Source organism: Arthrobacter sp. Hiyo1, from assembly GCF_001263615.2.
GTDB lineage: Bacteria > Actinomycetota > Actinomycetes > Actinomycetales > Micrococcaceae > Arthrobacter.
Map to the genome: position 1 here is coordinate 21,438 of NZ_DF952478.1, position 8,174 is coordinate 29,611.

Below are 8,174 nucleotides of genomic sequence, written 5' to 3' on the forward strand. Positions count from 1 at the left end.
TGTTCCCCGTGCCGGGCATCCGCTACGCCAGGGCTGGCGTCGTGCTCACGGATCTCAGAGCGGCCAACGGCGTGCAGGCGCTGCCGCTGTTCCAACCGGAGTTCGAGGGCAGGGGAGTTGGTCAGGCAATCGATGCCATCAACGCAAGCTCGGCGGCCAGGCGGTGGGCGTGGGACTCGCCGGCATGAAAACCCCGCCGGCTGGGAGATGAAGCGCGCCATGCTCTCGAAGCGATGCACGACACATTGGGATGAGCTGCCCGTCGCCGTGGCATAGCGCGGCTCACACGCGACGGATGGGAGAATGGCCAGCATGGAAGTCGTACTCACCATCGGCCCTCTCACGGGTCCAGAAGATCAAGAGGATCGCGACCTGTACCAGCGAGTGAAGGCTGAGGCCGATGATTATGAAGCGGCGCTGACTCTTGCTCGCGACCTGGTTCCAGATGGCTTTCGCGTCCTCAACATCCGCACCGATCGATGACCTGAATTGATGACTGATTCAGCGTTTCAACGTTGCCACATTTCGACGCGTGTGTGTTCATTTGCTTCTGCCTCATCCTGAGACACGAAGGGTGCCATCCCATACGGATCGGATGATCCGCCTTATGGCGAGTGGATCACTCCGTCGGCAGTTGAGCGAGTACTCGGACACCCGCGACGAACTCCTCAGGGCTCAGCCGGAAACGGCTTCCACGAGGCAGTTTCTTTCCTCCACGGAGGTCTTCGTACTTGAAATCGATGAGACTCGAAGGAACAAGGCGTGGCCTAGTGCGGTTGACCCAGGGCCATCGCTCCGGGTCCTCGCCCTCCCGGTAAGCAGCCCATTCGACGTAGTCCTCCGGCAGAAGCTCCGGATCTGTTGTCACTTCGACTACGACGTAGCAGTCCTTGGTCCCTGTCGCGCAGATGAAGAGAGATCGCCGGTCTTGATAGAGGGTTCTCCGATCCATTTGTCTCCCCGCTTTGAACCGGGGTTCGCAAATCTCCACTCTTGCCGCCAATGGTCTAAGACCGGAGCACCGTCCTCAACCTTCACCCAGAGAGATCGCTCCGGTTCCCGAGCATCGGCAAGGAGCCGTTCGATGTCAAGAAGCGCTGAGTCTTCGTCCTGGTCCCTCACCCCCGGAGCGGGCTTCGGTAGCCTCTTGGCTTGCTCGGCCAAGTCGTCGAGATCGCTCCTCGATACTGATCGGGAAGGCCAGGCGTTGATCATCGTCCGGGTCTTCTCAATTTGATCCGGATCCAGCTCGACACCAAGCTCACGGTTCGCATTCACCGAACTGCCCAGTCCTGCTCCGGTGAGGTTCGCGGATCCTAGCATCCCTCGACTGCCCACTATGAAGCATTTGGCGTGAAGTCGGTCAACGTGGCGAACCTTGACTCCCGCGTCGAGCATGAGCGCCATTCCCGGGACCGAGAGGAACGTGCTCGCCACGGCATATGGATCCAGCGTCGTGTAGAGGGTCCATGAGCGGGAGGAACCGATCGCCGCGCCGGCAATGCTCCTGCATACGGCATGGGAGAGGTAGGGGCTCGTGAGGACGACGTCGCCGTCGGGATTCGAAAGGACCGAATACAGCCAATCCGAGGCGGTGTCGATTAATCGCAGTTGAGAGGTCATCTGGCCAGCCTAATGAGATCCTCCGACATGTCCTGGATCTGGCGGAAAGGAAAAGCGCCACACCCTTTCGGACGAGGCGCTATCTACAACCACCTGAGCGTAACCCCTGGGATTCGGCGCAGTCGTGGCCGGGGCATCAACGGGCCGAAAGAGACGAGGCCGACAGCGAGCCAGGGTGTTGCCAAAGGACGGTGATGCTGCGAGGTCAATTCACTCCCCCGGATGTTTTCACCCGCGTCGGCGGGAGCCTACGTGGGTACCGAACGCGTAGCGAGGTGGCGGATTATTGGAGGATGAACACCGACGTGATGACTAACCAGAGCACAGGTCCGGGAAGCCTGCTCACGAACGTGCCCGGCAGGGCGCGACCGCAGAAGCAGGTGCTCGCGCTGTTCGAGGAAGAAGTCGCCGAGTTGCGCCGACGCTACAAGCCGGAATTCTGGCCGATCTTCATCCCCAAGGCTGAAGATATGTACCGCTGGCGAGTGCAGCTGCAATGCGGCTGTACGCGGGAGGTCTTCACTTATGGGAGCGACCGATTCCCGGATGAGAACAGCGACACCGACCCACTCACCGGGTACAGGTTCCCAGTCGGTGAGCTGCGGTGTTCGGCTGATCATGGCCCAGCGCAGAAGAACTATCGCGACATCGTCGAGTGGATCAAGAGCGAGGTGAAGGAGTTCCCTGCCGACCCGGAGGAGCCGAAGTACGGGATGAGTGCCGAGGACTGGGCCATGACCCGTCAGGTTGAGCCTCACTCGTCGGCGTTCTGGACGGTCAAGCTCTCTTGCGGTCACGTCTCCACCAGCGTCATCACCAAAGTCGGATGGAAGCCAGACGACGGGCCGCGGTTGGTCTCTGAGCAGCGTGCTGCGCAGATGCGTGCGGACTTCAAAGAGTGGTGGAGTGCCGGCGGCCAGGAGGGGTGGCCCGAGGAGGGCCCCGAGCGAGACCACGTCCGGAAGATGATCGGGCTAAATTGGCCGCGGCCCGAGCCTGAGCAGGAGTGCCGTGCGTGCAGCTATGCGAAGCGGATCACCGGCTACCAGCGAATCGGCTGGCTGGTCTCCAGAACGCCTCCGGTTCCGGCGCAGAAGCCGGACGTCGATCGCAAAAAGGTGGAGGCCAGGCTCGCGGCAGCGGAGGCTGAGGTAGAGCGGCTGCGCAAGCAACTCGACGAGGGCGAGTAAGCAGCCGATGAAGCACATCAGCGTCAGAGGTTCGACTTATCGTTGACCTTAAGGAGACCGACCTTATATCGAGCAGACAGTGTGACTATGTCCTCAGGAGTACGGTTGCGGCAATGAAGCAGATCTGATCACGAGCGCCGGTGTCGCCCAACGCGGGTGCTGCCTGGCTGGCTGCCCCCGACGCCTGACGCGCTGGCTACCAGGTGCGGGCCGTGCCGGAGCGACGGTTTCGAACCAATCACGATCCGGAACAGTGTGCCGAAGATCCTCGCAAATGAGGCGTACGGCCCGGATTGGAAACGCACGCAGGACGTCATGGTGGTCATGACAGGGCGGCTTCAATGCGCGGACTATGCCCCTGACTGACAGTCATCTATGCCGGCCAGTCCAGGTTCGTCTTTGCCTGCGACGTCTCCGCGTAGTCAGTCTGAATGGCGGACCTCAATCTCGGGGTGGTACTCCATGACCCACTCGACCATCCGACGGTTCCGTGCTGCGATGAACTCCAGTGCCCTTTCCCTGTACTTCACGTACTCCTCGGTTGTGGCCGGCGTTCCGGAACGCTTGAAGTTGTCGAACGGCAGGTAGAACAGCACCTCGGCGTAGTCGGGCGTCATGAGGTCTTGAAAATGGAAGAAGTCCACGAACTCCTTGAACCCGTGGAAGAGGGCGAAGAAGTCCTCGTAGGCGTTGGTGACATCGGCAAGGGGGCTCCCTGGTTCTCCTGTGTAGTGACGCCGGATGCATTCAAGGGTGAGGTCCATGCGGTCAGCGACCGACAGCCGGAGCCCTCGTGCGGTGTTCATGGTGGGTTGGTCCTTCTTCCTGAGGGGCCAAATCATCGCGCTGCCGATGGTGTACGGAGGGTTCAGGTAGCGTGATCGCTGGTCATCGTCCAGCCCGGCGATGGCGTTGACCAGAGCCTTCGGCTTCACCCAAGTGGTGTAGGAGCTGGTGATCGTGTCGCTGCCGTAGCAATGCCTCGCCTCGGAGACGTCAGTGAAGATGAGGTACTCGTTCCGGCGAGCCGATGAAACGCTCGGGGCGAAAGAGACCCCGGGGCGAAGTTCCTTCGTCCACAGCAGTTCATGGTCCAACCGGAGCCTCTGGCTGTCCTTGTCGGGGTCGGGCCTGGTCTTAGCAGGGGTGTCGGTCTTGTAGTCGAATGAAGTATCGAAGACGCGCACAGGACTGTAGGGCTCAATCAGGTCTGCAATGGCAGAGAAGTTATCCTGCTGGGCATAGTGCCAAGTGACCATCACGTGATCGCCCGGGACCAGGCCATGAAACTCATTGCCTGATTGCGCGATGCAGGAAGAATGAGCGAAACACTCCTCGGCTAGGCCATCAACTTTGATAGAACCCCACCCATCTTCCGGATGCCAGGTCTTCACGATCCCTTTGCTCGGAGGTTTATCCATGTCCCGAGCATAGCCAGCTACTAGGCACTGCCTTTGGTCAGTCCTCAGCAAACGCGGACGTGTCCCGTTCAACTTCCGGGGCCGACATGGTGTTCAGGTCGAATCGCGTGGGATCAGAGGTGGCAGCGATGGTGCGTTACCCGGGACTGCGAAACTGCTCGGGATCCGTGTCGTTCAGTGAGAAGGCCCCATGCGTCGCTCTTGGGCAGGGTCTCGTCGATTTCGTGCCATCGTTCCCATGCCGCTTGGCGCGTGACCCCCAGAGCGGTGGCGATCTCCGCCCAGGACAGGCCCGCCTTCCGCGCGTACTTCACAGTCGTGAGTTCAGTGTGGTCGCACGTCTGACGGACCTGCTGGATAGCCTCCAGGGTGACGGTTACCTCTGCCTTCCAGCTCTGTGGGCTCGACATGGAGGCTCCCGTCGATCGAGGCCCCTTCATTGCCCTATGGACGGTTGGTCCGCCGCTGTATCTCGCCATAGCGTCAGCCTGAACTTACGACGGTACCCTGTCAAGGCACCTTGGCAACGAAGTCCCATAAGATCCAGCACCGCACGTGGGTGGAGCGCCCGGTAAGTGGATTCCTTCACTGGGACAGTTTGCAAGGTCTTCGACAGCCGTACGCGCGGCACGCCCTGAAAAACTCGAGCCCTGGGTAAGGATTGAGCCATGGCAAAACGCGTCCGCGGTCTAACCGTCGTGATTTACCAGCAGGCTGGGTCCTTGCCAGTAATCCAAAGTGCATCCTCATGAAGCAGATGAGGCTCCGGTACGCCGGAGTGTGCAGGGTGTGCGGTGTCCCTCTTCCGGCCAGGACAGAAGCGATCTATGAGAGCGAGACGAAAACCGTCCGCTGCTTGGAGTGTGCCACCGAGTCTACGGAAACCATGTCCACCGACCTGGAACGAGCTGATGATGAGTTGTCGGCCGATGAGTCCGGAGTAGCCGGATCGTCAGCCCGACGCGAATATGAGCGCCGCAAGACGAAGGACGAGGAAAGGCTTCGCGAGAAGTGGGGTCGCTTCGGTGGCCTCGCAGTCGCCCTATCTGACGAGCGGCAAAGCACCAAGGCCTGGGACCAGGGTGCGATCGGCGAGGAACGCCTCGGGGCTCGTCTCGACTCCTTGGCCCCCGACGGCCTCGCGGTGCTTCATGACCGCCTCATCCCCGGGTCGAAGGCCAACATCGACCACATCGCCATCACTCCCGGTGGAATCTGGGTGATCGATGCCAAGCGGTACAAGGGAGGGCCTCAACTGAAGATCGAGGGCGGCATCCTTCGCCCACGCGTCGAGAGGCTCCTCGTTGGCCGGCGCGATTGCACGAAACTGGTCGATGGGGTGCTCAAACAGGTCGACCTAGTGCGCGACCTCGTCGGGGATGTTCCGGTTACCGGTGTGCTGTGCTTCGTCGAAGCCGACTGGCCCTGATCGGGGGCGCGTTCTCGACTCGTGGCGTTCACGTGCTCTGGCCGAAACGGCTAGCCAAAGTGCTTGCCGCGGAGACAGTCGGCGATGTTGACGTGGCGGCTACGCGTGAGGCGGTAGCTCCCGATTCAGATCTGCGTGATTTCAGGTGTCGATGATCGAAGCCGTTCGGCGCTAAGAAACCGGATTCGGGCACTAGGGGTGACGTTCCACGCCTGCGAAAATGCCGCAGCTTCCCGCTGCAGTTCACGACTGCTCAAGGTCGGTCCATTCAGTGTTCGTCACGCGACCCTTTTCTGAACGGCGGGTCCCTCCCGTTGTCCACGCTCAGCCGGGTTCTGCGAGAATTGCCGCATGCCTGGCCGCTCTGAGTCCGATGAGCACTACGTTCTCGACCTGTGCGACGAGGTCGTCGGCGCGAGCGGCCGCCGTCAGGCGACGTTCGATTGGCTTCGCGGCGATCCATCTACTGCGCGTCCTCTCGGCACAAGACTGCCCGTGGACTGTTACTGGCCGGATCTCGGGCTAGTGGTCGAGTTCCATGAGGAGCAGCATTCGAAGCCCTCGCCGTTCTTCGACCGACGCCAGACCGTCTCCGGCGTAGGCCGCGGAGAACAGCGCCGCCTCTACGACGAGCGCAAGCGTCTGCTCGTCCCCAAGCAGGGGTTGCGCCTTGTGGTGATCGAAAAGTCCGCGTTCGTCGTCAAGTCGAAGCGGATCGTGCGCGACCCTGCGACGGACATCGCCGTTGTCCGCGAGCAACTCGGCAACGAGCGGTCAGACGGCGCTAGTGCCGAAATCGCTACGGAAACAGGTCCCGAGGCGCGGCCGCGTCGATCAGGATGGCCCCGCAGCGCTTTACCCTTGGAATGCTGCTGATTTCACGGGCACGCCGGCGTTCCTGCATGTGCAGGAACGATTCGCAGACCGGAATGCTGGCTCGACGGAGCACGGTGGGAGATGATCACCGTATGGAACCCGGTGAGTCATGGGCCTACCGCGGCCGAGGTGTCGACCCCCTGGTGGAAGTGCGCGTCGTGCGCCAGGGAACGCAGAAGCCTGCGAGGGTCTTGGTGCGCTTCGTCTCCGACGAGTTCGAGGGCAAAGAGGAATGGGTTCCACCGGGCCGCCTCAAGGTGCTGTGGAGCCAAGCTGCGGAATTCCAGGCCCGCGAAGAGCGCTGGGCACGAATGAGCGCAGCCGGCCCCGGCTGGGAAGATCCTAGAGAGGACGCCGCCAGCGAGATCTTCGACGAGTATGTGGACACCGAACTCGCCACCGTCAACTACCGGCGCGGGGCTTCGATCACGGTCAAGCAGCCGGAGGCGCTGGCTGCGCTGCTGGGTCTTCGGGTCGAACAGCTGACCGACCACCCGGAGGCCTTCACGGAAGACGGGACGGTCGTCGCGCCCTGGCCGGCTACCGAGCTCGTCGCCCGCGCCGTCGCCAAGCAGAACGCGGAGAAGATCCTCCAGCGAGTGCAGAATGAGGAGAAGCAGGCGCGGTATGCCGCTATCCACGGTAAGCACCAGTGGAGAGGACGGCGGGACGACTATATCTCACCCGAGATCTCCGAAGAGGTCGACCGCGAATTTTCCGCGCCGATCCGTGCCGTGCTGAGATCTTGGTGCGGGGCTGAGAACGTCGAGAGATTCGACGAGCTGATCGAGCTGCGCAAAGAGATCAAGCGAGTCGGTGACGTCGCCCAGAACGCCATCAACGCTCTGCGCGCCCATGGTCACCAGGCGCTTGCCTCCCAGTTTGAGAGCGAACTGGGCACTCCGGTCGAGATACTCCGTGTCGACCAACCACATAGGTGAACTCAACTCCCGGCGTCGTCTACTGGGGGAGGAGGACGCCATACGCTCATCCCGCGAGGCATGAAGGCCTCCAGATCGCTGTCCTTGATCTGCTCCGGCGTGACGTAGGCCAGATCCGTCGGGCGGAGCAGGGGATCGTTTAAATCGGCCTCTGATCTCGTCCACGCCGCCCATTGATGGGCCTGGAGCGCCGGCTCGGCATCGTCCATGGCATCGGCCAGGCGGTCGATCCTGTCTGCGTAGCGGCGGAGGTCCCCTGCCCGGCGGGAGGCGGCGAGCTGATCGTCGAGCCGGCGGCGGTTCAAGTCAGTCACGTGGAGCTGTCTCGCCCGCTCGAGTGCCTGTTCCCACGCCTGACGGCGTTCAATGTGCTCGCGCTCTTTACGTGTGCACTGTTCGATTGTCTCCACCGTGGACTGCTCGACGTAAGCAAAGAGGCCCGGCAGCCGGTCAGCGAGGCTCCATCGTTTCCGATCCGCCCATGAGACAGGGGAGTGGCGCGAACCGGTCCGGATCACCAGCTTGCCCGAGCGGACCTTTTGTACAGTCGACCGAACCCGCTGCCAATCGTACTTTGCTTCCTTGAGCTCGTCCTCGTTCATCACGGGCCGGTTTTCGTACTCCTCAAACATGGAGAAGCCGGTGGCAATCCCCTCCACGCTGATCTGGAAGGTCGGGTTGTTGTTGGGACGCA

The 8,174-nt window shown here is 61.8% G+C and carries 11 protein-coding genes and 1 pseudogene; 7 read left to right on the plus strand and 5 right to left on the minus strand.

Annotation, left to right across the window (positions count from 1 at the left end):
- From AHiyo1_RS25120 to AHiyo1_RS22450, 3 genes and pseudogenes are all read left to right on the plus strand, one after another.
- Positions 1 to 188 (plus strand): annotated as a pseudogene (locus tag AHiyo1_RS25120) (hypothetical protein); the annotation flags it as partial.
- Positions 133 to 276, plus strand: a complete 144-nt coding sequence (locus tag AHiyo1_RS28430) for a DUF4113 domain-containing protein (protein ID WP_084784683.1) — start codon at positions 133 to 135, stop codon at positions 274 to 276. The pseudogene AHiyo1_RS25120 and the gene AHiyo1_RS28430, both read left to right, overlap by 56 nt.
- Positions 277 to 303: 27 nt before the next feature.
- On the plus strand, positions 304 to 483 hold the full coding sequence (locus AHiyo1_RS22450; protein WP_059390064.1) for a hypothetical protein: 180 nt from the start codon (positions 304 to 306) through the stop codon (positions 481 to 483).
- Positions 484 to 619: 136 nt separating this feature from the next.
- Here the strand turns inward: AHiyo1_RS22450 and AHiyo1_RS24300 are convergent, their stop codons facing one another.
- Both AHiyo1_RS24300 and AHiyo1_RS22455 read right to left on the minus strand, forming a co-directional pair.
- Entirely contained in the window at positions 620 to 868 is a 249-nt protein-coding gene (locus AHiyo1_RS24300) for a hypothetical protein (protein WP_148667720.1), read from the minus strand.
- Positions 869 to 873: 5 nt separating this feature from the next.
- On the minus strand, positions 874 to 1,623 hold the full coding sequence (locus AHiyo1_RS22455) for a hypothetical protein (RefSeq protein ID WP_059390065.1): 750 nt from the start codon (positions 1,621 to 1,623) through the stop codon (positions 874 to 876).
- Between the two features lie 308 nt (positions 1,624 to 1,931).
- Here AHiyo1_RS22455 and AHiyo1_RS22460 point away from each other — a divergent pair, with 308 nt between their 5' ends.
- On the plus strand, positions 1,932 to 2,813 hold the full coding sequence (locus tag AHiyo1_RS22460) for a hypothetical protein (RefSeq protein WP_172465710.1): 882 nt from the start codon (positions 1,932 to 1,934) through the stop codon (positions 2,811 to 2,813).
- Between the two features lie 422 nt (positions 2,814 to 3,235).
- Here the strand turns inward: AHiyo1_RS22460 and AHiyo1_RS22465 are convergent, their stop codons facing one another.
- Positions 3,236 to 4,072 (minus strand): DUF6994 family protein, encoded by an 837-nt coding sequence (locus AHiyo1_RS22465; RefSeq protein WP_059390067.1) that lies wholly within the window; start codon positions 4,070 to 4,072, stop codon positions 3,236 to 3,238.
- Positions 4,073 to 4,347: 275 nt separating this feature from the next.
- Complete coding sequence (locus tag AHiyo1_RS22470) at positions 4,348 to 4,644, minus strand: hypothetical protein (RefSeq protein ID WP_059390068.1); 297 nt, start codon at positions 4,642 to 4,644, stop codon at positions 4,348 to 4,350.
- A gap of 476 nt (positions 4,645 to 5,120) precedes the next feature.
- On the opposite strand from AHiyo1_RS22470, the gene AHiyo1_RS22475 reads away from it, so the two are divergent.
- The 3 genes from AHiyo1_RS22475 to AHiyo1_RS22485 all read left to right on the plus strand — a co-directional run bounded on the left by AHiyo1_RS22475 (position 5,121) and on the right by AHiyo1_RS22485 (position 7,480).
- A complete protein-coding gene (locus AHiyo1_RS22475) occupies positions 5,121 to 5,663 on the plus strand; it encodes a nuclease-related domain-containing protein (RefSeq protein ID WP_253257566.1) in 543 nt (180 codons plus the stop codon).
- 351 nt (positions 5,664 to 6,014) lie between these two features.
- On the plus strand, positions 6,015 to 6,539 hold the full coding sequence (locus tag AHiyo1_RS22480; RefSeq protein ID WP_216363294.1) for a hypothetical protein: 525 nt from the start codon (positions 6,015 to 6,017) through the stop codon (positions 6,537 to 6,539).
- Positions 6,540 to 6,631: 92 nt separating this feature from the next.
- Positions 6,632 to 7,480, plus strand: a complete 849-nt coding sequence (locus AHiyo1_RS22485) for a hypothetical protein (RefSeq protein WP_059390069.1) — start codon at positions 6,632 to 6,634, stop codon at positions 7,478 to 7,480.
- A gap of 2 nt (positions 7,481 to 7,482) precedes the next feature.
- Here the strand turns inward: AHiyo1_RS22485 and AHiyo1_RS22490 are convergent.
- Positions 7,483 to 8,174: hypothetical protein (locus AHiyo1_RS22490; protein WP_172465711.1), on the minus strand; the 692-nt coding region annotated here is incomplete at its 5' end.